The organism is Pseudomonas sp. GW822-FHT03F04 (assembly GCF_058801405.1).
Map to the genome: position 1 here is coordinate 260,621 of NZ_JBXANF010000005.1, position 26,120 is coordinate 286,740.

27 protein-coding genes are annotated in these 26,120 nt (G+C 60.0%); 14 read left to right on the top strand and 13 right to left on the bottom strand.

What is annotated here, in order from left to right; translation table 11 throughout:
• Positions 1-14: 14 nt before the first annotated feature.
• Positions 15-218, bottom strand: a complete 204-nt coding sequence (locus AC1RMX_RS13670) for an HvfA family oxazolone/thioamide-modified RiPP metallophore (RefSeq protein ID WP_085711459.1) — start codon at positions 216-218, stop codon at positions 15-17.
• A 241-nt stretch (positions 219-459) separates the two neighbouring features.
• Between AC1RMX_RS13670 and glsB the strand changes: the two genes are divergently transcribed.
• Together glsB and AC1RMX_RS13680 are read left to right on the top strand one after the other, a co-directional pair.
• Positions 460-1,368: a glutaminase B gene (glsB, locus tag AC1RMX_RS13675; RefSeq protein WP_096820185.1), complete on the top strand. Its 909-nt coding sequence runs from the start codon at positions 460-462 to the stop codon at positions 1,366-1,368.
• Between the two features lie 69 nt (positions 1,369-1,437).
• On the top strand, positions 1,438-2,940 hold the full coding sequence (locus tag AC1RMX_RS13680; RefSeq protein WP_493072265.1) for an aldehyde dehydrogenase family protein: 1,503 nt from the start codon (positions 1,438-1,440) through the stop codon (positions 2,938-2,940).
• Between the two features lie 47 nt (positions 2,941-2,987).
• Here AC1RMX_RS13680 and AC1RMX_RS13685 read toward each other — a convergent pair whose 3' ends face one another.
• The 4 genes from AC1RMX_RS13685 to cynS form a co-directional block, all read right to left on the bottom strand.
• Entirely contained in the window at positions 2,988-3,761 is a 774-nt protein-coding gene (locus AC1RMX_RS13685; RefSeq protein ID WP_493072267.1) for an alpha/beta fold hydrolase, read from the bottom strand.
• 170 nt (positions 3,762-3,931) lie between these two features.
• The gene (locus AC1RMX_RS13690; RefSeq protein WP_096820182.1) at positions 3,932-4,591 is read right to left on the bottom strand and encodes a carbonic anhydrase; all 660 of its coding nucleotides are present in this window, start codon (positions 4,589-4,591) and stop codon (positions 3,932-3,934) included.
• An 11-nt stretch (positions 4,592-4,602) separates the two neighbouring features.
• Positions 4,603-4,839: a DUF2790 domain-containing protein gene (locus tag AC1RMX_RS13695; RefSeq protein ID WP_273538972.1), complete on the bottom strand. Its 237-nt coding sequence runs from the start codon at positions 4,837-4,839 to the stop codon at positions 4,603-4,605.
• Positions 4,840-4,922: 83 nt separating this feature from the next.
• Entirely contained in the window at positions 4,923-5,387 is a 465-nt protein-coding gene (gene cynS / locus AC1RMX_RS13700) for a cyanase (protein ID WP_011334741.1), read from the bottom strand.
• A 120-nt stretch (positions 5,388-5,507) separates the two neighbouring features.
• On the opposite strand from cynS, the gene cynR reads away from it, so the two are divergent.
• Positions 5,508-6,386 (top strand): transcriptional regulator CynR, encoded by an 879-nt coding sequence (gene cynR, locus AC1RMX_RS13705; RefSeq protein ID WP_493072269.1) that lies wholly within the window; start codon positions 5,508-5,510, stop codon positions 6,384-6,386.
• A gap of 74 nt (positions 6,387-6,460) precedes the next feature.
• Here the strand turns inward: cynR and AC1RMX_RS13710 are convergent, their stop codons facing one another.
• From AC1RMX_RS13710 to AC1RMX_RS13725, 4 genes are all read right to left on the bottom strand, one after another.
• Positions 6,461-6,790: a hypothetical protein gene (locus AC1RMX_RS13710; RefSeq protein WP_096820179.1), complete on the bottom strand. Its 330-nt coding sequence runs from the start codon at positions 6,788-6,790 to the stop codon at positions 6,461-6,463.
• Between the two features lie 175 nt (positions 6,791-6,965).
• Positions 6,966-7,256 (bottom strand): hypothetical protein, encoded by a 291-nt coding sequence (locus AC1RMX_RS13715; protein WP_176504837.1) that lies wholly within the window; start codon positions 7,254-7,256, stop codon positions 6,966-6,968.
• Positions 7,257-7,301: 45 nt separating this feature from the next.
• On the bottom strand, positions 7,302-7,805 hold the full coding sequence (locus AC1RMX_RS13720; protein ID WP_096820177.1) for a GNAT family N-acetyltransferase: 504 nt from the start codon (positions 7,803-7,805) through the stop codon (positions 7,302-7,304).
• A 47-nt stretch (positions 7,806-7,852) separates the two neighbouring features.
• On the bottom strand, positions 7,853-9,796 hold the full coding sequence (locus AC1RMX_RS13725) for a DNA topoisomerase III (protein ID WP_096820176.1): 1,944 nt from the start codon (positions 9,794-9,796) through the stop codon (positions 7,853-7,855).
• A 279-nt stretch (positions 9,797-10,075) separates the two neighbouring features.
• Here AC1RMX_RS13725 and AC1RMX_RS13730 point away from each other — a divergent pair, with 279 nt between their 5' ends.
• A complete protein-coding gene (locus AC1RMX_RS13730; RefSeq protein WP_192558289.1) occupies positions 10,076-11,482 on the top strand; it encodes a serralysin family metalloprotease in 1,407 nt (468 codons plus the stop codon).
• Positions 11,483-11,621: 139 nt separating this feature from the next.
• Positions 11,622-11,990, top strand: a complete 369-nt coding sequence (locus AC1RMX_RS13735) for a DUF427 domain-containing protein (protein WP_096820174.1) — start codon at positions 11,622-11,624, stop codon at positions 11,988-11,990.
• Between the two features lie 50 nt (positions 11,991-12,040).
• On the opposite strand, the gene AC1RMX_RS13740 is transcribed toward AC1RMX_RS13735, so the two are convergent.
• Positions 12,041-13,663 (bottom strand): MFS transporter, encoded by a 1,623-nt coding sequence (locus tag AC1RMX_RS13740; RefSeq protein ID WP_493072272.1) that lies wholly within the window; start codon positions 13,661-13,663, stop codon positions 12,041-12,043.
• Positions 13,664-13,743: 80 nt separating this feature from the next.
• Positions 13,744-15,393, bottom strand: coding sequence for a GMC family oxidoreductase (locus AC1RMX_RS13745; RefSeq protein ID WP_493072274.1), 1,650 nt, complete (start codon positions 15,391-15,393; stop codon positions 13,744-13,746).
• Between the two features lie 133 nt (positions 15,394-15,526).
• Here AC1RMX_RS13745 and AC1RMX_RS13750 point away from each other — a divergent pair, with 133 nt between their 5' ends.
• The 9 genes from AC1RMX_RS13750 (at position 15,527) to AC1RMX_RS13790 (ending at position 24,470) form a co-directional block, all read left to right on the top strand.
• Positions 15,527-16,408: a LysR family transcriptional regulator gene (locus AC1RMX_RS13750; protein WP_096820171.1), complete on the top strand. Its 882-nt coding sequence runs from the start codon at positions 15,527-15,529 to the stop codon at positions 16,406-16,408.
• Positions 16,409-16,493: 85 nt separating this feature from the next.
• Positions 16,494-16,871: a hypothetical protein gene (locus tag AC1RMX_RS13755; protein ID WP_493072276.1), complete on the top strand. Its 378-nt coding sequence runs from the start codon at positions 16,494-16,496 to the stop codon at positions 16,869-16,871.
• A 121-nt stretch (positions 16,872-16,992) separates the two neighbouring features.
• The gene (locus AC1RMX_RS13760) at positions 16,993-18,243 is read left to right on the top strand and encodes an MFS transporter (RefSeq protein WP_493072278.1); all 1,251 of its coding nucleotides are present in this window, start codon (positions 16,993-16,995) and stop codon (positions 18,241-18,243) included.
• Positions 18,244-18,313: 70 nt separating this feature from the next.
• On the top strand, positions 18,314-19,183 hold the full coding sequence (locus AC1RMX_RS13765) for a tetratricopeptide repeat protein (protein WP_493072280.1): 870 nt from the start codon (positions 18,314-18,316) through the stop codon (positions 19,181-19,183).
• Positions 19,184-19,287: 104 nt separating this feature from the next.
• Positions 19,288-19,503 (top strand): DUF4287 domain-containing protein, encoded by a 216-nt coding sequence (locus tag AC1RMX_RS13770; RefSeq protein WP_493072282.1) that lies wholly within the window; start codon positions 19,288-19,290, stop codon positions 19,501-19,503.
• A 13-nt stretch (positions 19,504-19,516) separates the two neighbouring features.
• The gene (locus tag AC1RMX_RS13775; protein ID WP_096820166.1) at positions 19,517-20,002 is read left to right on the top strand and encodes a GNAT family N-acetyltransferase; all 486 of its coding nucleotides are present in this window, start codon (positions 19,517-19,519) and stop codon (positions 20,000-20,002) included.
• Between the two features lie 155 nt (positions 20,003-20,157).
• Entirely contained in the window at positions 20,158-21,846 is a 1,689-nt protein-coding gene (locus AC1RMX_RS13780) for a DUF2599 domain-containing protein (protein ID WP_493072284.1), read from the top strand.
• A gap of 66 nt (positions 21,847-21,912) precedes the next feature.
• Entirely contained in the window at positions 21,913-23,151 is a 1,239-nt protein-coding gene (locus AC1RMX_RS13785; RefSeq protein ID WP_096820164.1) for a DUF2599 domain-containing protein, read from the top strand.
• Between the two features lie 797 nt (positions 23,152-23,948).
• Complete coding sequence (locus AC1RMX_RS13790) at positions 23,949-24,470, top strand: hypothetical protein (protein ID WP_493072286.1); 522 nt, start codon at positions 23,949-23,951, stop codon at positions 24,468-24,470.
• A 117-nt stretch (positions 24,471-24,587) separates the two neighbouring features.
• Here AC1RMX_RS13790 and AC1RMX_RS13795 read toward each other — a convergent pair whose 3' ends face one another.
• Positions 24,588-25,055 (bottom strand): hypothetical protein, encoded by a 468-nt coding sequence (locus AC1RMX_RS13795; RefSeq protein ID WP_096820161.1) that lies wholly within the window; start codon positions 25,053-25,055, stop codon positions 24,588-24,590.
• A 165-nt stretch (positions 25,056-25,220) separates the two neighbouring features.
• Positions 25,221-25,799: a DUF4337 domain-containing protein gene (locus AC1RMX_RS13800; protein WP_096820160.1), complete on the bottom strand. Its 579-nt coding sequence runs from the start codon at positions 25,797-25,799 to the stop codon at positions 25,221-25,223.
• Positions 25,800-26,120 lie beyond the last annotated feature (321 nt).

Genomic DNA, 26,120 nt, shown 5'->3' on the forward strand with positions numbered 1-26,120 from the left:
CCCCGTGAAGAGGGTTATTCGCCGGCACCGCACTTGCCTTCGCCGCATTTGCCTTCCGAGGTTTTTTCCGGGGTGTCGGCCTGGGCCTGGGTCTGGCTGTAGCCGTGATCCAGTTGCTTGACGCTGAACGCCTCGGAAGCCGAAGCGGCGTTGGACAGGGCCAGGCCACCGGCAAGCAGCAGGCCGAGCGTCAGGGAGGTTTTCGAGAGTTTGGTCATGGTGAATCTCCGATACGAAATGTGAGTTCAAAGGCTTGATCGGGGCTGCCGATCGACAGGTTCATTTGAACGTCGGGCTGTATCGGTGATGTGTCGCGAACGGGGGGATTTGTGCTCGTGGTGTGTCCGTCGCCGCGTCGTATACAGTGCGATACACAAACGCGGTGTGATTCGGCTGGCGGGCGCAGCGTCTAGCCACGGTGTCCCCGCAATCCCATGGGGCGAGACTTCGAGACCCGGCATGCAAGCGCTGTTGAACGAGATCCTTGACGCTGTCCGGCCCCTGATCGGGCAGGGCAAGGTGGCTGACTACATTCCCGCCCTCGGCACCGTGCCGCCCGATCAACTGGGCATCGCGGTGTACGGCAACGACGGCGAGATGTATTGCGCCGGCGATGCCGAGACACTGTTCTCGGTACAGAGTATTTCCAAGGTGTTCAGCCTGGTGCAGGCCATCGAACACTCCGGCGAGGCGATCTGGGAGCGACTGGGCCACGAGCCGTCCGGCCAGCCGTTCAACTCGCTGGTGCAGCTGGAATTCGAACGCGGCCGTCCGCGCAATCCGTTCATCAACGCCGGGGCGCTGGTGATCTGCGACATCAACCAGTCACGTTTTGCTGCACCGGCCTTGTCGATGCGCGATTTCGTGCGACGGTTGTCGGGCAATCCGCAGGTGATGGTCGACGGCAAAGTGGCCGAGTCTGAATACCAGCACCGCGCACGCAACGCGGCGATGGCCTACCTGATGCAATCCTTCGGCAACTTCCACAACGACGTCGAAGCGGTGCTGCGCAGCTACTTCAGCCACTGCGCATTGCGCATGAGCTGCATCGACCTGGCCCGGGCGTTCTGCTTCCTTGCCAACGACGGCTATTGCAAGCACAGCGGCGAACAGATCCTCACCCGTCGCCAGACCCAGCAAGTCAACTCGATCATGGCCACCAGCGGCCTGTACGACGAGGCCGGCAACTTCGCCTACCGCGTCGGTTTGCCGGGCAAGAGCGGTGTCGGCGGTGGCATCGTTGCCGTAGTGCCGGGGCAATTCACGGTGTGCGTGTGGTCGCCGGAACTCAACGCAGCGGGCAACTCGCTGGCGGGCATGGCGGCGCTGGAAATGCTCAGTTCGCGGATCGGCTGGTCGGTGTTCTGAGCCTGTGTTGCTTTGAGGGTGGGCAAGCTATACATTTTCCGGCCGCCCTCAATATGGTGAATCCGCTCCATGTCTCTCGCGCTCGAACGTCTCGTCGCTGGCACGCCCATCCCTTTCGCCGGTAACCGCGTCACTGTGGTCAGCCCCGAACTGGCCGAGCGTTTCCGACCCGGCGACCACCTGTTGGTGGAGCAGGTGAGTGGCGAGTTGTTGCTGATTCCGGTGGTGGATCAGCAGGCGGCTTCGGTGGCGATCGAGCGTGCAGCGGCGGCGTTTACTGCGTTGTCTGCTGTGTCGGATGAAGCCATCAGCCGTTTCTTCGATCTGTTTGCCCAACGCCTGGAAAACCCGGACGCCTGGGCGCTGATCGAAACCGCCAACCTCGCTGACATCGAACGGGCCAAGGCACGCGGTCGTTCGACCACCCGTTTGCTCGCCGACGAGCGCATGCGCCGCGACATGATCGCCGGCCTGCGCGCCTGGCGTGATGCGCCGGCCACGCGCGGCAAGGTTATCAGCAGCGTCGAACACGACGGCTGGAAGGTCGAGCAAGTGGTGTCGCCGCTGGGCATCGTCGCGTTTGTGTTCGAAGGCCGGCCGAACGTCTTCGCCGACGCCGCTGGCGTACTGCGCACCGGCAACACCGCCGTGCTGCGCATTGGCAGCGATGCATTGGGCACCGCACAAGCCATCGTCACCCACGCCTTGAACCCGGCGCTCGCCGATGCCGGTCTGCCGGCGGGTGCGGTGTCGCTGGTCGAGAGCGTCAACCACGCCGCCGGTTGGGCGATGTTCGCCGACCGGCGTCTGTCGCTGGCGGTGGCCCGTGGTTCGGGCCGTGCGGTCAGCCAGTTGGGCAGCATCGCCCAGCAGGCCGGCACCGCCGTCAGCCTGCACGGCACCGGTGGCGCGTGGCTGATCGCCGATCGCGATGCCGACGCCAAACGCTTCGCCGCTGTGGTGCGCAACTCGCTGGATCGCAAGGTCTGCAACACCCTCAACGTCTGCCTGATCCAGCGCGAGCGTGCCGCTGAACTGGTGCCGTTGTTTCTCGACGCGTTGCAGCAGGCCGGCACCGCGCGCGGTCAGGGCTGCAAATTGCACATCGTCGAAGGCAGCGAAAGCTACCTGCCGAGCGACTGGCAGAACGCGACGGTCGAGGTCTATCGCGCCGAGGGTTACAAGACCGAAGCGCAGGCCGAGCCATTGCCGGAATCGCAACTGGGCCGCGAGTGGGAATGGGAAGAAACCCCGGAAACCAGCCTGATGATTGTCGACGATCTGGATCAGGCCATTGCGCTGTTCAACCGCTACAGCCCGCAGTTCACCGTGTCGCTGATCAGTGAAGACGCTGCCGTTCAGGAGCGTTTCTACAGCGCGGTCAACGCGCCGTTCGTGGGCAACGGGATTACCCGTTGGGTCGACGGCCAGTACGCGCTGAACAAGCCGGAACTGGGGCTTTCGAACTGGGAGAGCGGACGGTTGTTCGCTCGCAGCGCGATTCTTTCCGGAGACGGTGTGTTCACCGTGCGCAGCCGCATGACCCAGGTCGATCTGGGCGTAAAACGCTAAAACCAAAACGCCGCGCCTGTCGCAATGACAGGCGCGGCGTTTTCGTGTCACTTGGCGGTGGTGGCGGATTCGATCAGGCTGGCCACGGTTTTCGGATTCGACACCATCACCACATGGGACGCGCCTTTGACCACCACGGTCTTTTGGGCGTGCGCCCGTTCGGCCATGAACGCCATGGCTTGTGGCGGAATGTTCTTGTCCTTGTCGCCGTACACGAACCACGACGGAATCGTTTTCCATGCCGGCTCGCTGGCCGCCTCGTTCAGCGCGGCCTCGGTGACCGGGCGCTGGGTGGCGGCCATCAGTTTTGCGTCGGCGTTTGGAACATCGGCGGCGAACTGGTCATGGAACTTGTCCTGCTGGATGTACAGATCCTTGCCGCCATCCTTCAGGGTAACGGGCGGCGCGAGGGTCGGGCCGAGGGTGCTTCCGGGGAATTTTCCGGCCAGTCCGGCCACGGTTTCACCCGCTTCGGGCGCCAGTGCCGCGACATACACCAGCGCCTTGACGTTGGCGTTGCCGTACGCGGCTTCACTGATCACCGGCCCGCCATAGGAGTGGCCGACCAGCACCACAGGCGACTTGATTCCGGCCAGCACGTCGGCGACTGATTGCGCATCGCCCTTGAGCGTACGCAGCGGGTTGGCCGCCGCGATCACCGGATAACCATCCTTTTCCAGAATCTTCACCACACCGTTCCAACTGCTGGAATCGGCAAACGCTCCGTGCACCAGCACCACGGTGGGTTTATCGGCGGCCATCGCCGAGGTGGCGCCGGCCATGGCGGCGGCGAGGGCCAGTCCTGCAAACAGCTTGTTCATCGAATGTTCCTTGTGTCGGGAGGAGGGATGCAGCGTCAGGGCTATTCAAGGTGCCCGCTGTATCGCTGATGTGTCCGCCTCCCGGTGCGGGTGCATGGAACTGTGTCCGGCAGGGCGCTGGCTACACGCTGATACAAAGCAAACGCCCCGGCAGGTGCGGGGCGTTCGGTTCAGGCGGCATCGACCGTTTGGCCATACACCGCGCACGTCGACGGTTGCTCGGCCAGCGAGACGAAGGTGCGGCGGTCGGCGCTCAAGGCGTCGATGGAGCCGGTCTCGATGTCGTACACCCAGCCGTGCAGGTTCAGCAGGCCTTTCTCCTGGGCCAGACGCACGCTCGGGTGGGTCTGGATGTTCGCCAGTTGGGCGATCACGTTCTCGCGCACCATCGAACTCAGCTTGGCGGCGTCATTGGCGTGTGGCCGCGATTCGTTGACCACTTTCGCCGACTCGGCATGTTGCAGCCAGCCGCTGACGGCGGGCAGATGATCCATGCATTTGCACTGGGCGATGGCGGTCATGGCGCCGCAATCGGAGTGGCCGCAGATCACGATGTCGGTCACGCCAAGCACGGCCACCGCGTATTCCACCGTCGCCGAAACCCCACCCGGGTGCGGGCTGTAGGACGGCACGATATTGCCGGCGTTGCGGATCACGAACAGTTCGCCGGGTTCCTGTTGGGTCAGCAGTTCCGGAATTACACGGCTGTCGGAGCAAGTGATGAACAAGGTGCCCGGGGTCTGGGTAGTCGCCAGGTATTTGAACAGTTCAGTGCGTTGCGGAAAGGCTTCGCTCTGGAACTTCAGGAATCCTTCGATCAGGTTTTTCATGGTGTGTCCTCTCAGTTGGAGCAGCCAGTGCCGAACTCGCTGTATTGAAGAATGTGTTTTGCGCCATTGCTGTCGAGGTAAGTCATTTCGACCGGTACCACGCCGCAGACGTCGGCGACCGGGGTGATGCTCACGACCTGCGCGATGTCCAGTTGCATGCCGTAGCGGTAGGCGACAGCTTCTTCACTGGCCTGGGCTTGAGCGCAAAGGCCGGCGAGCAGGGCCAGGGACAACAGAATTTTTTGCATGGGGCAGCCTCCAGACGGATGTGGTGACGACTTGGCAATTCAGGTTTGGGTGGCCCGCACGCGGGGTGCGGGCTCGGGATGGATCAGAACGGACGCAGCGGGAGGAACTTGCCGTCGAGGGTGACCACGGCGCGGGAACCGCCTTCAGGGTCTTCGACTTTCTTGATGTCGAGCTTGAAGTTGATTGCGCTGATGATGCCGTCGCCGAACTGTTCGTGAACCAGTGCCTTCAGGGTGGTGCCGTAGATCTGGATCATTTCGTGGAAGCGGTAGATGGTCGGGTCGGTCGGCACACCATCGAGGCTGCCGCGCAGCGGGATGATTTGCAGGGCGGCGACGTCTTCGGCGCTCAGCTCAAGCTTGTCGCCAACGACTTCCGCGGCGGCTTTTGGCAGCGGGTGTTGGCCGAGGAGGGCGGCGGTGACGTAGGCCAGGCTCAGGCCGGTGCCGTCGGCCAGGTCCTGCCACGACAGGTTTTTCTGTGCCTTGGCATCCAGGGCGCGAGTGGTCAGGGCGATGCGGCTGTCGTTGTAGGCTTGAGATTGCATGGTGTTTCTCCTTTCGGGGTTGGCTTGCTGTGTGGGGTTCATCTTCTGCCGATTGATCCATAGCGTCCAAGACCGATATACAATGCAAGGCATAAGCACTGCCTATAGATGGAGAGCCCCATGCTGCTGCGACATTTGCGTTACCTGCTGGCCGTGGCCGATCACGGCGGTTTCACCCGGGCGGCCGAGGCGCTGCACGTGTCGCAGCCGACCCTGTCGCAGCAGATCCGCCAGTTGGAGGAAAGCCTCGGCGTGGATCTGTTTGATCGCACCTCACGTTCCGTAAAGCCCACTGACGCTGGTCAGGCCTATATCGAGTGCGCGCGGCGGGTGCTGGTGGAACTGGAGGCGGGCAAGCGCGCGTTGCATGACGTGAAGGATCTGTCCCGAGGCTCGCTGCGCCTGGCCATGACCCCGACCTTCATGGCGTATCTGGTGGGGCCGTTGGTGCGCGATTACGTGGCGCGGTATCCGGGGATTCACCTGGAGATTTTCGAGTTGTCGATGGATGACATCGAGGCCGGGCTGGCGGATGACTCGCTGGATATCGCGATTGCTTTCACACCGGTGCGCAACACGGACATTGAATGCATTCCGGCGTTTGTCGAGACGCTGGGCGTGATGGTCGGGCGTGAACATCCGTTGTATGACAGTGCTGCAGTGCTGACGCCGGATGATATTGCGCAACTGGATTTCGCTCTGTTGGCGCCGGACTTCATCACGCGGCTGTCGATTGACGAGTATTTCCGTCAGCACGGCATCACGCCCAAGGTGCAGATCGAGGTGAACTCGGTAAGTACATTGCTGGAAGTAATCCGGCATGCGCCGATTGCGACCATGTTGCCGGAGGCCATTGCGACCGAGGATCGGGCGTTGCGCCGGTTGCGGGTCGAAAGTGAGGCACCGCAACGAGGGGCGGCGTTGTTGCGGCGCAAGAACAATTATCACAGTGCAGCGGCGGTGGCGTTCATGGAGATGGTGTTGGAAAACCGTTCATGAACATTGCGGGTGATCAATAAAAAAGGGCCTGCTCCTTATCGGAAGCAGGCCCTTTTGTTTATTGAAGTTAGAACTCAGTAGAACCGATCAATCACCCGAACTTCGTTGTTGTTCTGCATCGAGTCCCACGCCTGTTTCAGCGTTTGCAGAACATTACCGATGAAGTCTTTGTCGGCCGCGGCTTTCTTGCCGACATAGCCGTGGCCGCGGCGGTACATCTTCAGGCGGGCCAGCAGATTCTGGTTGTTCCGGTCGAACTCGTCTTCACCAGCATGGGGCGACAGGCAGTCGATATGCACCTGCCCCGACTTGCTGATCCACAGAATATGGCTGTCGTGGCTGTCTTTTTGCGCAGCGAACATACGAGCCAGTTCTTCGATAGTTGGTTGATTGTTCAGATTCATGATTTTGCCCCTTGACCAGTCTGGTGATCTTTCAAAGTTGATTCGCTAATACAGGTAGCCCATCGGTTAGTTGATCCCTGGCACCGAAACCAGGACGTCAGCGGTCGCCCGTGTGAAGTACGGGGTCATGCATCTGTTGCATGTAGTCGTGTTGAATAACTGCTACGCAATAGCGTCACAACGAGGAGAAGCAGCGAAAACCGGGAGGCTCCTTGACGACGTTTTCAGGGTCGACCACAAGCGTCTTGAGAATTTTCGCCAGCGCTTCTCGTCCTTGTACTGGACGTTCAGGCCAGGTCAGCTTCTTCAATCTGCCTTGTGGGCAGCGTGTATCCGGAAAAAACAGCTCGGCGGTCAGACGAGCTTGCTCAAGCGTGTTGCCAGTGCTCCCGATCGGGGAGACGTCTGCATCATGCAAAAGCAAAACGACGCCGTCAACGGTTTTGTAGTGATTATTTTTGGTCACTACATATTGTCGGACAAAGTCATTCTGGAATGAGAAAAGGGCTGTTCAGGCAGCGTGGGAAGGGCTGCGCAGGCAGTAGAACGTGCAGGGATAACCGTCTACGGTTTTCTGCTGGCGAGTGAAGTCGCCGCCGCTCACCTCGGGGATCACCCTGGCCCAGAACCGCTGCGCAGGCAGGTTGGCGTCGACATGGAAAATCTGCCATTGACCAGGCAGATGGCTCAAGAGGGCAGAGGCGACAAACTGCGCGACGCCTTGGCCACGCCAGCGCCGGCTGACGAAGAAATAGCCGATGTTGTAATCGGCGCCTTCGATGAGAAGGTGGTCATCGACGGTCACGAACCCCGCCAGTTCACCGTCGACGTGAATCAGGAATGGCCGGGTTGCCGGTTGGCGCCAGTAATCGTCCTTCAACTGGATCGGGAAGAAACCATGCCCGCCCAGCTTCAGCGGCAGCCATTCGCTGAAGTCGTAGGTGTAGAACTGCATCAGGTTTTCGAGGGTGTCCAGTTCGTCGCGCCGGGCGACGCGCAGTTCGATGACAGACATGTCGCTGGCTCCTGACAATCACTGCAGAAACAGTAGCGCGCAGCGGGCTATTTGGCTGCCGGTTTCGTCGTACGTTTGCTGGTGCCGGTGGTTTTGCGCCGAGTGGTCTTGCGCTTGTTCTTCCACGGTGCAGCGGCTTTGCCGGCAGGGGGCGGGCCGCTGATGGTCAGGCTCAGGCCGGCACAACGGGTCACTTGCTTGCTCATCCACGCGGCCTGTTTGGTGACGAACTCTTCCAGACTCATCTCGCCGCTTTGCACCATGTCCAGCGCCTGTTCCCAGATCGCCGTGGTGCCGGGGTCGGCAATCGCTCGCGGCACCGCGTCGATCAGGCTGAACGCGGCGGGCGTGGCGGCGAGGGCCTTGCCGTTTTTCACCAGATAACCACGATCCAGCAGGCCTTGAATGATCGAAGCGCGGGTGGCTTCGGTGCCGATGCCGGTGGTGTCCTTGAGTTTTTGCTTGAGCAGCGGGTCTTCTACCAGTTTGGCGACGTTTTTCATCGCCTTGATCAGATCGCCTTCGGTGTAGGGCTTGGGTGGCTGCGTCCACAAGTCTTTGAGCTTCACGTCAGCGATAGCGCACTCGGCGCCCTGGGTCAGCGTCGGCAGGGTCTGTGGCGCAGGGGCTTCACGGCCCTTTGCCGGGGCCAGTGCTTCCGGCAACGCGCGTTTCCAGCCCGGCTCGATGATCTGCTTGCCGACGGCACGCAAGGCTTCACCGGCGCAATCGAAGTCGGCCTGGGTGCGGTCGTATTCATGATTGGGCAGGAACTGCGCCAGATACCGCGCACGAATCAGCGTGTAGACCGCGCGGTGCTTGCCGGTCAGACGCTCCAGATTCTTAGCGGCGGCGGTGGGGATGATGCCGTGGTGGGCACTGACCTTGGCGTCGTTCCAGGCGCGGGAGCGGCGCTGTGGCTCCAGATGTTCGCGCAAGGCGTCGAGGCTCGGGTCGGCTTGGCGCAGCGCTGCGAGAATCCCCGGCGCCTCGCTGTGCTGGCTCACGGGCAGGTAGCCGCAATCGCTGCGCGGGTAGGTGATGACTTTGTAGGTTTCGTAGAGGGCCTGGGCGATGTCGAGGGTTTCCTGGGCGCCGAGGCCGAGCTTCTTCGAGCAGACTTCCTGCAAGGTGCCGAGATCGAAGGGCAGAGGCGCCACTTCGCGCATGCGCTCGGTGCGCAGCTTGACCACCCGGGCGCTGGCGGCGCTGCTGATTGCGGCGGCCGCTTGCTGGGCGAGAGCCTGATTGAGGCAGCGATCCTGATCGTCACAGGCATCGTTCGGCGCACGCCATTGCGCCGTGAACGCCGTGCCGTTGTGCAGCAGTTGCACATCGATGGCCCAGTACGCCACCGGCACGAAGTCAGCGATGCTGCGGTCGCGATCCACCACCAGCCGCAGGGTCGGCGTCTGCACCCGGCCCACCGGCAACACGCCTTGATAGCCGGATTGCCGGCCAAGCAGGGTGAACAGGCGACTCATGTTCATCCCGATCAGCCAGTCTGCTCGTGAACGCCCCAATGCCGAGTGATAGAGGCTGAAGGTTTCTGCGCCCGGCTTCAGAGCCGCCAAAGCCTTGCGGATCGATGCTTCGTCCAGCGCCGACAGCCACAAGCGGCGGATCGGCCCGCGATAGCGGCAATGTTCCACCAGTTCCCGGGCGATCATCTCGCCTTCGCGGTCGGCGTCGGTGGCGATGATCAGTTCGCTGGCCTCGCCGAGCAGGCGTTTGACTGCCTTGTATTGGCTGGCAGTGCGCGGCTTGACGGTCATTTTCCACTTGTCCGGGATGATCGGCAGGTCCGCCAGCACCCAGCGCTTGTAGCGTGCGTCGTAGGCATCCGGCGGGGCGGTTTCCAGCAAGTGGCCGATGCACCAGGTCACCGTGACGTCCGTTCCCAGCCAGCAGCCGTCGCCTCGGCGCCTGGCGCCCAGCACGGCCGCAATATCCTTGGCCTGGGAAGGTTTTTCACAGAGGTACAGCCGCATAACCACCGTCGTCGATCATTGCCCGAAGAGGCGCACAGAATGGCCTGACTCGGGCGAAGGGGCAACTTTTATCTGTATGGATATACAGATAAAAGGATTGCCGGTCATGACAGCCGTCGCCGGGGCAATCGGGGACGCTATCGAGAAATTGATTAGCGCCCCCCTTGGCGGCTGTGGCAGGTTCAATCTGCCTCAACAGGGCAAGTGACAGGACGATCTCGCCAGAAGATCGCCGTTTTTCTGTCTGACACTGACTCTTTAGAAACAAGGACGTACACCATGTCTCAACCTTCCTCTCAGGCCACCAGCGCCTTCACTGCGGTCGACACCTTCAGCCACCTGTATGACCGTGGCACCGGGACCGTCAACGGCAAACCGTCGTTCACTGCCGACCAGGCCGCCGACGAAATCCTGCGCAAGGGCATGTCGTGGCAAGACAAGAACGCTGACGGCAAGATTGATCTGACCTACACGTTCCTGACCGACAAACCGTCGAACTACAACCCGAAACTCGGCAACTTCAGCGAGTTCAGCGCTCAGCAGAAAGACCAGGCCATCCTGTCGATGCAATCGTGGTCGGACGTGGCCAAAGTCACCTTCACCGAGGGCAAGGGTGGCGACGGTCACATGACCTTCGGCAACTACGACGTCAGCACCGGCGGCGCGGCGTTTGCCTACCTGCCGCAGGGCAGTAGCTACGACGGTCAGTCGTGGTATCTGATCAACGATAAGTACCAGGTCAACAAGACCCCGGACACCAATAACTACGGGCGCCAGACCCTGACCCACGAAATCGGCCACACCCTAGGCCTGTCGCACCCGGGCGCCTACAACGCCGGCAATGGCAACCCGACCTACGGCGACGCCAAGTACGCCGAAGACACCCGTGGCTACAGCCTGATGAGCTACTGGAGCGAAGCCAACACCGACCAGAACTTCAGCAAGGACGGCAGCGGCGCCTACGCCTCCGCACCGTTGCTGGACGACATCGTCGCCGTGCAGAAACTCTACGGTGCCAACCTGGAAACCCGTGCCGACGACACCGTGTACGGCTTCAACTCCAACGCCGACCGCGACTACTACAGCGCTACTTCGGACACCTCCAAAGTGGTGTTCTCGGTGTGGGACGGTGGCGGCAACGACACCCTGGACTTCTCCGGCTTCAGCCAGAACCAGAAGATCAACCTCAACGAAGGTTCGTTCTCCGACGTCGGCGGCCTGGTGGGCAACGTCTCCATCGCGTATGGCGTGACCGTTGAAAACGCGGTGGGCGGCTCGGGCAATGACCTGCTGATCGGCAACGCGGCGGCCAACGACCTGATTGGCGGTGCCGGCAACGACATCATCTACGGCGGTGGCGGTGGTGATTCGCTGTGGGGCGGTGAAGGCGCAGACACCTTCGTGTTCGGCGCTGCCAGCGATTCGACCATGACCGCGCCGGACTGGATCATGGATTTCACCAGTGGCCTGGACAAGATCGACCTGTCGGGCATCGCCGGTTTTGCCACGGGGGCGGCCACGCTGAACTTCGTCAGCGGCTTCACCGGGCACGCGGGCGACGCGATCCTTACTTACTTCGAACAGACCAACCAGACCAGCCTGATGATCGACCTGACGGGCCAGGGTTCGGTGGACTTCGCAGTGGGTGTAGTGGGGCAGGCCGTGGCGACCGATATCGTCGCCTGATCTGAAACCGGAAAACCGCAGCCTTCGCCGGCTGCGGTTTTTTTATGGGCGGAAAAAACCGTTCGGCTGCGAACCCGACGAGATCCGGCGGCATGGGTTATACCTGAAGCGCTCCCTTCGCTGCTGTCAGGAGAAACCGATGAAAACCTCCGGTCCCAGTCCCGTCATCACCATCGCCGAGCAGCCAGGCTGCCTGCTGGTGAAGTTCCATGGCATACAAGTCGCCGCCTCCGCCCGAGCATTGGTGCTGCTCGAGGCCAACTACCCGCCGGTCTACTACATCCCCCGCGAAGACATCGACGAAAAATACTTCGCTCGCACCGACCACACGAGTTATTGCCCGTACAAGGGCGACGCCAATTATTTCAGTCTGCAAGTGCCCGGGCATGAGGGGGCGAACGCGGTGTGGACGTACGAACATCCGAAGATTTCGGTCAGCCAGATCAAGGATTACGTTGCGTTCTATCCCGATCAGGTGAAGTTTGAATTGCTGGAGGCGGAGGTCTGAGATTCAGTGCGGTGGCGAGGGTGTGAACCCCTCGCCACACTGATCAAGGATCAGTTCCTGTCCAGATCGATATTCTTCGTCTCACGCAGACAAATCATTCCCACCACCAGGCTCACCCCGGTAATCAGCACCGGGTACCACAGCCCGTAGAAAATATCCCCGGTGTACACCACCAGCGCAAACGACACGGTCGGCAGGAAACCGCCGAACCAGCCGTTGCCGATGTGGTACGGCAAGGACATCGAGGTGTAGCGGATGCGGGTCGGGAACAGTTCGACCATCAGCGCCGCGAGCGGGCCGTAACACATGGCGGAGATGATGATCAGGGCGACGATCAGGGCCACGATCATCGGCTTGTTGATCTGTTGCAGGTCAGCCTGTTGCGGGTAGCCGGCGAGGGTGATCGCGCCGCGCAGTGATGCCTCGTCGAAGCCATCGAGTTTGACGTCGCCGACGCTCACTTGTACCGCGCTGCCCGCCGGGGCGGCGACGCTGGAGTAGGGCAGGCCTTGCTTGACCAGGAAGGTCTTGACCTTGTCGCACGGGCTGTCGAATTTGGCCTTGCCCACCGGGTCGAACTGGAAGGTGCAGGTGGCCGGATCCGCCACAACGGTGATCGGCGCCTGTTGGCTGGCGTGGTCGATGGCCGGGTTGGCGTAGTGGGCCAGGGATTTGAAGATCGGGAAGTACAGCGCCGTCGCCAGCAGCAGGCCAAGCATCAGCACCGGTTTACGTCCGACCTTGTCCGACAGCCAGCCGAAAATGATGAAGAACGGCGCGCCGATCACCACGCTGATGATCAGCAGACTGTTGGCCACCGCCGGGTCCATTTTCAGGAACTGGGTGAGGAAGAACAGTACGTAGAACTGTGCGGCGTAGAAGGTCACCGCTTGCCCGGCGTTGATGCTGAACAGGGCGATCAGCACGACTTTGAGGTTTTCCCATTTACCGAAGGATTCGCGGATCGGCGCCTTGCTGGCCTTGCCTTCCTCTTTCATCTTCAGATAGGCCGGCGACTCGTGCAGGCTCAGGCGAATCCAGGTGGAAATCCCCAGCAGCACGATCGACAGCAGAAACGGAATGCGCCAACCCCAGACTTCGAACTGATCGCCAGTGAAGTAACGGCAACCGAGTACCACCAGCAGCGACAGCAGCAGACCGAGGGTCGCGGTGGATTGAATCCAGCTGGTGTGGAAACCGCGTTTGCCGATCGGCGCGTGTTCTGCCACGTAAGTCGCGGCGCCGCCGTACTCGCCGCCGAGGGCCAGGCCCTGAAGCATGCGCAGCCCCACGAGAATGATCGGCGCGGCGATGCCGATGCTGGCGTAGGTCGGCAGCAGGCCCACCGCGAACGTCGCCACGCCCATCAGAATGATGGTCGCCAGGAAAGTGTATTTGCGCCCGATCATGTCCCCCAACCGACCGAACACCAGCGCCCCGAACGGCCGCACGATGAAGCCTGCGGCAAACGCCATCAACGCGAAGATGAATGCCGTGGTGTCGTTGACCCCGGCAAAGAACTGCTTGCTGATCACCGCCGCTAGGGCGCCGTAGAGAAAGAAGTCATACCACTCGAACACCGTCCCCAGGGACGAGGCGAAGATGACCTTTCGAGTATCGGGGCTGGCGTCCGTGCTGCGCACGGCGTCCAGAGACTGAACGTGTTCTGACATATCGGTATCCCTCACAGTGATTGTTTTTGTTGTTCCACTGTCGGCGCCGACCTCGTGGGCTGGCGCCGCTATTCCTTTGGTCAAGAGAGTGCGGGCAATGCTTTTTCTTCGGCGGGAAAACTCCGGGCGGTTGGGTTGAGGATCAGCTGTGCCGCTTTTTCGGCAATCATCAGCGTAGGCGAACAGGTGTTGCCCGAGGTAATGCGCGGCATGATCGACGCATCGGCAATCCGCAGACCGGGCACACCGTGCACGCGCAATTGCGCATCGACCACCGCGTTCGCGTCATTGCCCATGCGACAGGTGCCGACCGGGTGGAAAATCGTCGTGCCGATCTTCGCCGCCGCTTCGTGCAGTTGTTCTTCGGTTTGCAGGCTGGCGCCGGGCAGGTATTCCACCGGGTTGAAGGCTTGCAGGGCCGGGGCGCTGACGATGCGCCGGGTCAGGCGAATCGCATCGGCGGCCACGCGCAGGTCTTCGGGGTGGCTCAGGTAATTGGGCTGGATCAGCGGCGCTGCTTGCGGATCGGCGGAACGGATCTCGATTCGGCCCCGGCTCTGCGGCCGTAAATCACACACCGACGCGGTGAACGCGGGGAAGCTGTGCAACGGCTCGCCAAAACGCTCCAGCGACAGCGGCTGCACGTGGTATTCGAGATTGGCCGAGGTCTGTTCCGGCCCCGAGCGGGCAAACGCGCCCAACTGACTCGGCGCCATCGACAACGGCCCGCTGCGGTCATACAGATAGCGCAGGCCCATGCCCATCTTGCCCCACACGCTGCCGGCGATCTGGTTGAGGGTGCGAGCGTTCTCCAGTTTGTAGATCAGCCGCAGTTGCAGGTGATCCTGCAGGTTGCCGCCGACGCCCGGCAGTTCATGCACCACGCCGATCCCGAGCTTTTCCAGCAGCGGACGGGGCCCGATTCCGGAGCGTTGCAGAATGCTCGGCGAGCCCACGGAACCTGCGCACAACACGATCTCCTTGCGCGCCTTGAAGCGCTTTTCTTGACCCTGCCAACGTGCGCTGACCCTTGCGGCGCGACCGTCCTCGAACAGCGCGCGATCCACCTCTACGTCGGTCAACACCGTGAGATTGGCCCGATCGCGAATCGGCTTCAGAAACGCCTTCGCCGCATTCCAGCGCACCCCGGCTTTCTGATTGACCTGAAAGTAACCGCAACCCTCGTTGTCGCCCTGGTTGAAGTCATCGATGCTGGCGATGCCGCTCTGTTCGGCAGCGCTGCGAAACGCATCGAGAATCGGCCATGACAAGCGCTGGCGTTCGACCCGCCATTCACCCTGGTCACCATGAAAGTCCGCCGCGCCGGCAAAGTGGTTTTCGCTCTGTTTGAACAGCGGCAGCACGTCATTCCAGGCCCAGCCAGGATTGCCCTCGGCGGCCCAGCCGTCGTAGTCGTTGGCCTGGCCGCGCATGTAGATCATGCCGTTGATCGACGAACAGCCGCCCAGCACCTTGCCGCGCGGATAACTCAGCGCGCGGCCGTTAAGGCCTGGTTGTTCTTCAGTCTTGAAGCACCAGTCGGTGCGGGGGTTGCCGATGCAGAACAGGTAACCCACGGGGATGTGAATCCACGGATAGTTGTCGCGCCCGCCGGCCTCCAGCAGCAACACGCGCTGCTGAGGATCGGCCGACAGCCGATTGGCCAGCAAACACCCGGCCGGCCCGGCGCCGACCACGATGTAATCGAATTCATCGAGGGAAGTCTGCATTCCCTGACCTCGCTTATTGTTTTTGTTGTCAGTCATCCTAGTTGTTAGCTTTCGTCAAAAGAATGTTAGTTTTTGCGCAGCCGCTGTGCGTTTTCAAACAGCGCTTTCTGACGATAGCCGACAAGGACAAGCCATGTTCGACTGGAACGACCTGCGGTTCTTTCTCGAGTTGCAACGCAGCGGCCGCTTGCTCACGGCCGCCCGCCGCTTGAACACCACGCACGCCACCGTTGCCCGGCATATCGAGGCCATCGAAAAAAGCCTTGGCACCGCGCTGTTCGTCCAGCATGCCCAAGGCTACGAAATGACCCCGGCGGGGGAGGCGCTACTCAAACACGCCGAAGCCATGGAAAACGTCGCGCTGCTGGCTCAGGAAGAAATCACCCAGTCCACCGCGCCGCTGGGCAAGATCCGCGTTGGCGTGACGGAAGGGCTGGGCATCATGTTTCTCGCCAGTCGCATGATCGGGCTGTTCGAACGCTATCCAGGGCTGGAAGTGGAACTGGTGGCGGTGCCGCGCTTCGTCAGCATCCTCAACCGCGAAGCGGAAATCAGTATTCACCTGGAACGGCCGGCGGCGGACATGCTCGTCACCCGCAAACTCACCGATTACCGGCTCGCGCTCTATGCCAGCCGCGCTTACCTCGACAATGCGCCGCCGCTGCGCAGTCGCGAGGATCTTGGCCGGCATGCGTGGATCGGCTATGTCGACGATCTGCTGTTCAGTCAGGAACTGATGTTTCTCAACAGCTTCTGCCGCAATCCGCGCGTGGTGTTTCACAGCACCAGCGTCATCGCCCAGCAGCAGGCGGCACGTTCGGGGCTGGGGATTGCGGTGCTGCCTTGTTATATGGCGGCGTCGGATCCGGATTTGGTAGCGCTGTTGCCGGATGAGAGTATCGAGCGCAGTTACTGGATCAGTACGCGGCGGGAGTTGCACAAGTCGGTGCGGTTGCGGGTGGTTTGGGATTATGTGGTGGGGTTGTGTGAGGCGGAGCAAGCGCTCCTTCGATAATCTTTCTCGGTCCATGGCAGGGTCTATAGTTGCATGGTGGCTATGTGATGCCGCCCCGATGAATCATCTGCACGAGAGATCGGTCATGGACATTCTGATTTCGTTAATAGGTGTTGTACTTGGATTAAGCATTGCAACAGAGCGTGTCGTTGAAATCGTAAAAGGATTCATACCCGCTCTGAATCAAGTGAACGATGATCCCAAGGCAGAGGGAAGGCGCCGGTCCTATCTGCAAATACTTGCCGTCGTAGGCGGGGTCATCACAGCGTTCCTTTCCCGTGGAGCCATACCGGGCGACTTCGTCTTTCTCAAGTCTGATCTCGGCGTGGTGTGTCTGGGACTGTTGGCCAGTGGCGGGTCAGGTTTTTGGAATGCTGTCCTGATGTATGTCACTCAGGCCAAGGAACTGAAGAAAGTCGAGGTCAAAAAGGCTCAGGAGAGTCCTGCGGTCCCGCCTGTCTGAGAACGAGCGGCGCCCATCGCCTTGGCGGTGGGCGTGGTGCAACTAAGTTCTAGGGCGACAGGTCATTCAAGTTGCAGAGGTTGAGTCATCTCGCAGAACCTCGACTACGAAGACGCTTCCCGTGGCCACTCACCTCGATCGCCGCAATAACCTGTCCCTCGACAGCCTGAATTTCTTCCTCGCCGACGTGCGTGACGGGCTCGGTCCCTATCTGGCGATTTATCTGCTGGCGGTTCACCACTGGGAGCCGGCGAGTATCGGTCTGGTCATGACCATCGCCGGGATCGCCGCGCTCATCACGCAAACCCCGGCAGGCGCGCTGGTCGACAGCACACGCTTGAAGCGGGCGCTGATAGCGATTGCCGCACTGGTGGTCACCGTTAGCTGTCTGCTGCTGCCATTTGTGACGTCGTTTACCCTGGTGGCCGTGACGCAAGCCATCAGTGCCGTTGCCGCTTCAATCTTCGCCCCCGCCATCTGCGCGATCACCCTCGGCATTACTGGACCTCGCGCCTTCACGCGAAGAACCGGGCGCAACGAAACCTTCAACCACGCCGGCAACGCCTGCGCCGCACTGCTGGCCGGTTTGTCTGCGTACCTGTTCGGCCCGGTTGCCGTATTTTATCTGATGGCGGTCATGGCGCTGGCCAGCGTGATTGCCGTCTCGTTCGTATCGGCCGATGCCATTGATCACGATCTCGCCCGAGGTCTTTCACCCAGCGAAACGGGGCAGGGCAAGCAGCCTTCGGGGCTTTCCGTGTTGCTCACCAACAGACCGCTGCTGATGTTCGCGATTTGCTGTGCGCTGTTTCATCTGGCGAACGCGGCGATGTTGCCGCTGGTGAGTCAGAAACTGGCGCAAGCCAATCTGCAGATGGCCACGCCGCTCACCTCGGCCTGCATCGTGGCGGCGCAAATGGTGATGGTGCCGGTCGCGTTGCTGGTGGGCGCAAAGGCCGATCTGTGGGGGCGCAAGCCGTTGCTGTTGGCGGGGTTTCTGATCCTGCCGTTACGTGGGGGGTTGTATGTGCTGTCGAACGATCCGTGGTGGCTGGTTTCAGTGCAGTTACTCGATGGCGTCGGCGCGGGGATTTTCGGCGCGCTGTTTCCGGTGGTGGTGAAAGACCTGACGCTGGGAACCGGGCATTTCAATGTCAGCCTCGGGGCGATTTCGACGGTGTTCGGTCTGGGCGCGGCGTTGAGCAATAGCCTGGCGGGAATTGTGGTTCAGGAGGCGGGGTACAGCGCTGCGTTTTTGACATTGGCGGCGGTGGCGATGGCGGTGCTGGTGCTGCTTTGGGTGGCGGTGCCGGAGACAGTGCAGCGGTCTGGTGTTGAATCAACCCGGCAGCCGAGTGCCGTCGTACCCTGATCTCTGATCCGGGTTCAATTTCTCAAAAAAACGGCCGATGGAGTTCGCATACTTTCAACGGACAGACTCCATGAACAAGGCTGTTGCTTTATTGGCTCTGGTGACCCTCGTCGCAGGTTGTAAAACCACCTCGCCAACACCCCAGGAACAGAGCTTGGCCGGTATGCGATGCCGGATATTCGCCACGACAAAAGACATCTCCAGAGACTGGGTCGAATACATCCGCGAGGCCAGCGACGACGGCAATCTTCAATGCCGGATCGCGCTCGGCGTTCTGTATGAATTTGGCCGTGGGCTGCCGCAAGACATGGGCAAGGCCAGAGCCCTTTATGAGTCCGTTGCTGCCCACGATGCCGCCGGCTACGAACAACTTGCGCGCATGGCGGAAGAGGGCAGCGGTCAAGTGGCAGACGCTAGTGAAGCGCGACGGCTGTATCAGCGAGTGCAACCTGGCAGTGCGTACAGTGATGCCCGGCTGGCGCGCTTGATGGAGGAGGGCAAAGGTGGCCCACAGGATCTGTCCGGTGCAATGACGCACTACCTGAGTGCCAGCCGATATATCGGCGACACCTCATGGGAAGGCGTTCAGCGAGTTCGTGCTCAAGGTCTGGCCATGACGGCCGAGCAGGTCGAGCGCTACAACACAATCTGGTATGAGAGTACCGGCAACAGCCTCTCCGGAACGGTGGGCGACATGGAGTTTGCCCTTAAGAAACAGATCAAACCTGGTTCCTCCAGTAAACCCGTCACGCTGGAAATCAAAGGCAAACCCGGCTCGCTGGTGCCCGAAATCATATTGGTCGAGAGTTCGGGAAACGCCGCTGTCGATCAAGCCGTGCTCGAGGCCTTTGGCAATTACCGCTTCCCCGCCGAGCCGATAATGAAGGCTGGACAAGAGTCCTGGTCATCAAAACTTTCCGTCAGGGCAGGTTTGAACTGAGACAACCGGGCGCACTTGCCGGGCCAGCGTTTGGCGTCCAATCTATCGATCGACGACAAGGAGCGTTATCCGACACTCCGTCGAGATCTCAGGGAGCTTGCAGCATGAGCGAAGACGCAAAAGTGAAAGGCCCGGCATCCTACTTTCCCTCGATTGAAAAAAAGTACGGCCAGCCCATCGATCACTGGCTGAAGCTTCTCGCCAGTATCACCGACAAAAAACACATGGAACTGGTCGCCTGGCTCAAGACCGGACACGGCATGGGCCACGGGCATGCGAACGCGCTGGTCGCCCATCATCTGGCAAGCGGCAAAAAGTGAGGGCAGGGCAGCCATGAACTTGAACCACAGGCCGGTGAAGGCTGACGACGTCAAAACCATTTGCAGTTTTCCGCAGGGCGTTCAGGAGTTGTATTTCATGTTCCCGAAGGCGGAATTTCCGTTGACGGAAGCGCAGATGAACGCTGCGATCAGTCAGCGCTTCGACTCCACGGTGGTCGAGGCGGAGGGCGAGATTGTCGGGTTCGCCAACTTCTATCGCGCCGAGCGCCAGGGCATTTGCTGCATCGGCAATGTGATTGTGGCACCGAGTGCCCGGGGCAAAGGCGTGGCCCGGTTTATCGTCGAGACCATGACTGAACTGGCCTTCGAGCGCTGGGAGGCCAAAGAGGTGCAGCTGTCCTGTTTCAATGAAAATACGGCGGGATTGCTGCTGTATCCGACGCTGGGGTTTGTGCCGTTTGATATCGAGGAGCGCGCCGCGCCGAATGGCGGTCGGACGGCGTTGATTCACATGCGGCGCAGTAGAGTCCCTGTCTGATGCATGTCTCTTGTTGCGAGGGGGCTGTCGGTTCGCTGGCCCCTTTTTCAAGTGCATTTTCGAACACTGTTTACCCATCGGTTTGACCGCACAGAATGTGCTAACTACGCTGCCTTTGAAGGAAGTCTCATCTCGCACGACAAGGAGTGTCGGTTATGCGCGCAGCCGTTCGTTCGCCCTTTTTCCTGACGTTTTTCGCCTCCCTCGCATTCAGCGCCGTGGCTGCCCAGCCACCGCTCGACCCGCTGGAAACCCTGAACCGCATCAACCGCAACTACAACACCCTCAAGGATGCGTGCCAGGAGCCTGACACCGGCGCCGCTCGTGGGCATTACTACTGCAGTGGTGTGACGTTGCGCATGGTCAACGACGGGCCGTTCAACCCTTGGGACTACAGCCCTTACGCGATCAAGATCGGTGCGACGTCCTACTCGTGGATTCGCAAGGATCTGAGCACGCGCATCCTCATTCACCCGGCCGGTTTCATCCTGCGCAATCCCACCGATGCAGCGGCGCTGCAACTGCCGGTCAAGGAGCAAGGCTTCACCTGCATCTACGCTTTCGATGGCGGCACCGGGCCCGAACGCAAGTGGTATGGCTGCGGCTTTTTCGACAGTCGTGAACCGCCGCGCGCCGCCCAACCACCGATGAACAACAAGAACGCTGCGCTGGCTTATGGCACCTGCGCGGAGGCCGGAGTGAACACTGCCGAGCAGTGGACCAACAAATACACCGGGCTGATGAAAGGGCCGATCCAGTACGGCCAGTGTTCCTGGAACGCGGAGAAGCCCAGCGACTGGAATGCGATGATCCGCGTCCACGAATCGCGGGTGAACACCACCAATAAAGACCCCTTCGCCTTCAGCGCACAGGTCAACGAATTCATGTTGAAGAATGCCTCGGCTACCAACGATGGCAGCGAAAACATGAAGTACATCGACGCCTTCATCTACAACGTCAACAGCACCCAGAACTTCGCCACTCGCGGCGATCAGGCGCCACCCAAACCGGAAGACGGCCTGAACAGTGCGCGCAATTTCCAGAAGAAACTTCAGGCCCAGGGTTACAGCGTGCCGATCCTGCGGCTGGATTTCACCAAGCCGCCGGAGCAGCGCTTCAGCTATGTCGCGGCGGATCAGGCGATTGATCTGACGACCGCCGGCAACGGCCAGCCTGCACCAGTGACGTCTCGCTACATTGCGTCGGCCAATTGGGTCGAGCGCCACGACCCCGGCACCGGCAAGAACGAATGGACGCTCAACGTCACGCCCACCGCTCAGGGCAAGGCGATTCAGGCCAGCGACCAGGAGGCGTTGTACAAGGAATTGTTCGCGCTGCGCGGGGCCGACAGTCAGTGGCGCGACAACGAAAAATCACCCGGCAGCATGCGTCAGCAACTCAGTTGTCTGGTGCAGAACTACCCGGGCAAGACCGAGTGGAATCTGGAACCGTTCCGCCCCGTCGTCACCCCTCAGGAAGCCGCCAAGGCCGGTTGCAACCCGCTGCCGGTCAAGGCACCGCAGTACATCGCTTCCGCCGACTGGGTCAAACGCTACGACCCGGGCACCCGTCAGGACGAATGGACCTTGAGCGTCGTGCCGACAGCCGCCGGGCGCGCCTTGCCCAATGAGCAGATCGATGCCCTGTACCAGCAGTTGTTCGCCCTCAGAGGTGCCGATGGCAACTGGCGCGACAACGAGAAATCCGCCGGCAGCATGCGCCAGCAATTGAACTGCGTACTGGTGAATTACCGCGCCAAGACACCGTGGAATCTTGAGCCGTTCCGGCCTGCGCTTTCGGACAGCGAGACCCGTGCGGCGGGGTGCAATCCGGTTACGCGCTAAGCCCCGCCGGGTACCGGACGTCATTGAACAGGGAAGACGAGAAGAACAATCAGGGAGAAACACGTCATGAAAGAACGCTGGAGCAGGATCGTCCCACTACTTGCGGTTCCGTTGTTTCTGCACGCGACGTCGGCCAACGCCGAGTCCTGCGAAGACACGCTGAAACGCGTTGAAAGCTTGTACAACAACACTACCGCCAGTTGTGGCAAAGACCCGGCGTCGGACTGTTCGGGTTTGCTGATTCGCGGCACTCACCGTGCCGATCCGGCAAAAGGACAGAAGTGGGATGTCTGGAACCCCAGCCCCAAAGCGGTCGAGCTGGGCACGTTTGCCGCGTCCTACATGCGGGCCGATGGCATCAGCTACGAAGACCCCGGCATGAGCACCCAGAACGGCTACATCATCACCCCGGTCGACATGGTGCGTGACCCGGAAAATCCGGTGCACGTTTACTGCGCGTTTCCCAACGATGCCTGGACCGATTTTCGCGACGACCGTGGCTGCGGCAACAACAAGAATACCAGTCAGACCGAGGCAGTCTGCCAGTCCATGGCCCCGCCGATCACCAACGTCAACGCCTGGGTCGCGCACTTCACCAAGTTCAACAACGACCGCAAGCAGGACCAGTTGCAATGCGGTTTCAACATGCGCAACCCGATGAGCAGCCAGGATCGGGTCAACGCGTTCCAGAACTTCATGGGCGCCCGACGCGTCATCAACACCCGTGAATTCCAGACCCAGACCGAGTTGCGCCTGGGCAATCCGAAGACTGATGAGTTGCCGATCCTGGCCTTTTTCTACAGCGATTCACGGGGTCTGAACGACGCCCTGGCCAACCAGCGCGACTACAAAGCCAAGACCGGCAAGGACCGCAACATCGTCAAGATCGACTTCCCAAAAACGCCGACCAGCAAGGCTACGTTCTCGTGCATCCAGACCGCGGCGCCACCGGCCCAACAGTTCTGCGACAAGTACATCGAATCCAGCACCTGGGCCCAACGCGACGACCCGAAACTCGGGCCGAAGACCTGGTCGCTGCAAGTCGTGCCGACTGCTTGTGGGCGTGCGATCAAGGATGACCAGACCGACCGGATGTTTGCCGAGCTGTACAACAAACACAAAGACGACGAGCAATGGCGGATGTACAGCGTCAATGGCGGGTCATTGCGTCGGCAGCTGGTTTGTCACTTGGCCGCATCGTTCGATGGCAAGCCTGTGAGGAACAAGCCAGAGTGGAACCTTGAGCCTGCGCGGCCGTATGTAGATCAGGCGACGGCGGTGGCTCAGCGGTGTAATCCTTACTGAGGTTGTTGAGTGGTGGAGCCCTGTCTGCCGGTGCCTTGGGTATTGGCAGGCAGGGTTGTGAGCAGCCGTCTCTTGCTCATCAGGTCAGAGGTAGAACCTATCGACTGTTCAATCCAGGCCTTGGAGACCGGGCATCAGGAATACACAGAGCCCGGCGGCAGTTCTATGCCACACAGAGCGCGATAACAAACCCCCGTTCCATAGGCCAGGCCTGTATTTTGGGCCTGAGCTTTAAGCACGAACGTTCGCAGCGTGCTAACAAGCCGAAGTGCTCGACGCCTGAGTAACATCGGTTGTATGGGGCGGGGCTCTTGTCTTGGGTACTGAATGGTACCGAGATACTCCTGCCAGCTTTTCGGTCGCTGATTCAGTTCCATTTCGAGATTATTCAGAATCTCCAGAACCTCATCTAACTCATGGTTCCTGAGGTGGAACTGTGCATGCAATGATGTAATGCCTATCTTTGAATCCCGTTGAGCATATTGCTCAAAAGCAGGCGCTATGAGGGAAAAATATCCCCTCGAATGAAAGTGACCAGACCTGAAAACAATTCGCTCCAGTGGGTTCAACGTACGCAAACGCTCTCCTTCTTTTGAGGTGCATACGCCGATTACGTGATACATGGTGCTTTACCTGACGGGTGGGTTTGTGTTGCGTTTCAGTCGCGATGATGTTTTGTGTAGATGTCTCTTGTGAAACCGAAAGCGGCTACTGACGAGCTACCGCTTTCGGCCAGAAGCGGATGTAACAGAGCTTGTGTAGTATCTGCCTCTCTTTCGACCTGTATGAGGTGCCCGATGTCTAGCCGACACTCCCCATCCCCTACAAGAGCTGTCCTAGACCTGCAAAACGCACGTTCGCTTTTGGGAAAGCGGCTGGGTGCGCTGCTGCACGACCAGTACTATTTCAACGACGAGAAAGATCTGGGAGACATAGGTTCTCTAGAGTGGCGTTTTGGCGAGCGAGAACTTCTATCCATGTATCTCTTGAGTGATGGCGAGAGAGTAGGCGCGGACTTGTTGCCTTCTGATACGCCGGCTTCCTTCGAGATAGAGCCGAACGTGACATGCTCCTGGAAAAGGGAAAACCTGCTTGCAGGTTTATCAGCAACCCACCTTGAGAACACAAAAATTTGCGCAGTTGAGGGAACTCTTGACTCTTTCAACGGGCAAGAGCCTTGGCTAGCCGGATTCAGGATTACGTTCGAGACCGGTGACTCATTGATCTACCTTAACCAGGGCGACGATGCCGTAGTATTGATTAATGCGCTACCGCCAGTAAGTGTAGGCCTCGAAACCCGCTTCGTTACCTCAATTTAATTACAGCTATGAGTCGGATGCAGCCCTTCACGACAGACAGAGATCGGCCAAAAGCGGCTGCTTTCGACCCCAATCGGACGTTCGAATTAATCCGCGTTCAGTCCTTGGTGCCAGAGCTTATGAAATCGTGTCCCAATAGAAATGAATGTACTCGTCGTCATACTCTGCGAACAGTGAAACGATGAAGTCCGTCTTCATTGAGTACATCAACAACGCTCCGACAAAACCTGTCGGCTCATGCAGCGGTTGCTTGAGCGGTGCAATCAAATCAATCGTCCGGTCCGCAATCATCTGATTGAAAACAGCTTCCGAGATTTCCTCAAACTTAGCGTCGGATACGTGCTGTGGGAAATGGCTGTCATTTTCAGGTTGGCAATCTAAGTACTCTGCTTGGAGCCAGAATTTTAGTCCGTTTTCACCATGCCGTTTGGGTGCGCGAGTTATCCTGATGGTCTCCTGCGACTCAGGATATCGAAAGGCGTCGTTTGGATAGGTGACATAGTAGAGACCGCGACAAACACTTTGTGCAGCCCTACAAATCTGCTGTTCCCTTGAAAGTTGATCAAAGTCGCTTCTGTCGAACATGTAAATACCTGAGGTTTACTTCGTGCAATTGGGCTATAGCGCGCGATAGTAGCAAAATAGTCTTGCTGATTTTTTCAGGAGGCGTCCGCTTATGGCCGGAAGCAGTCTATCGGCAACGACTGCTTTTGGCTGCGGATTCAACCGGCTGAAGTCTGACCACCTCACTCAGATATGCAACCAGGCCAGCGAACCCAACATGACACCCACACCCGCCGCCCCAAACGAGACGCGCCTGAGCCATTCCTTGCGTGTCAGCAAGGTGATGGCCGCCAGTGAAATGGCGATTTGAATCGCGGTCATGGCCTGGGCCCAGCGGTGATGCTGATGTAGCACCTGCTCAGACTTCTCGTCCCACTCTCTTGCCTGTTGCTCGAGAGTTTCCGCCTTTTTGCGGGCTTCCTCTTTCTGCTCCGCGTAGCGCCGCGCCTCGGCAACATAGTGAGCGGAATCCAGCCCCGGAAGATGGCTGGCCAGCTCCGACAGGTTCTGCCGGCTGGACTTGGCCTGGTAGTAGTTCCACTCGTTGGCCGCTTCGGTCTTCTGGATGGCCGCGTTGTTTTTGTCCATGGCGGCCTCGCTCTCCGTCGAACCGGCCTGATAACTCATCAGGGCGCCGACCGTCGCCATGATCGCCGTCATGACCGCAATCTTGCTGGCAAAGCGATCGCCTTTTGCGTGGGCATGATGGGTGGTGTGTTCAACGTGTTGCTCGTGAGGACTGGGGACTTCGAACTCTTCAGGCATGACGGTCGGACTTGGATTGATGAAGGAATTTGCGCGGATTATGCAGGGTGGCCGGTTTTTTAGACACAGGGGGCTGGCGGTGTCTGGATGAAAGCGGACGAGCTGATTTACGTATTCCTGTCGGACTGCGAAACAGTCTCTTTTGTCAGACATTAAACGCGAAACACGTGGCCTGTTTATGCGAGGTCTCTTGTCACATCCCGATGCCCACAACGCCTTGCGCCACGCCCTACACCTAAGACAGAATCCGCCGGCTTGTGCGTCTGGCGCTCCCTCCGTAACTTGATTCCCGTCACTGCCCATCAGTGATCGGGTCTGCAA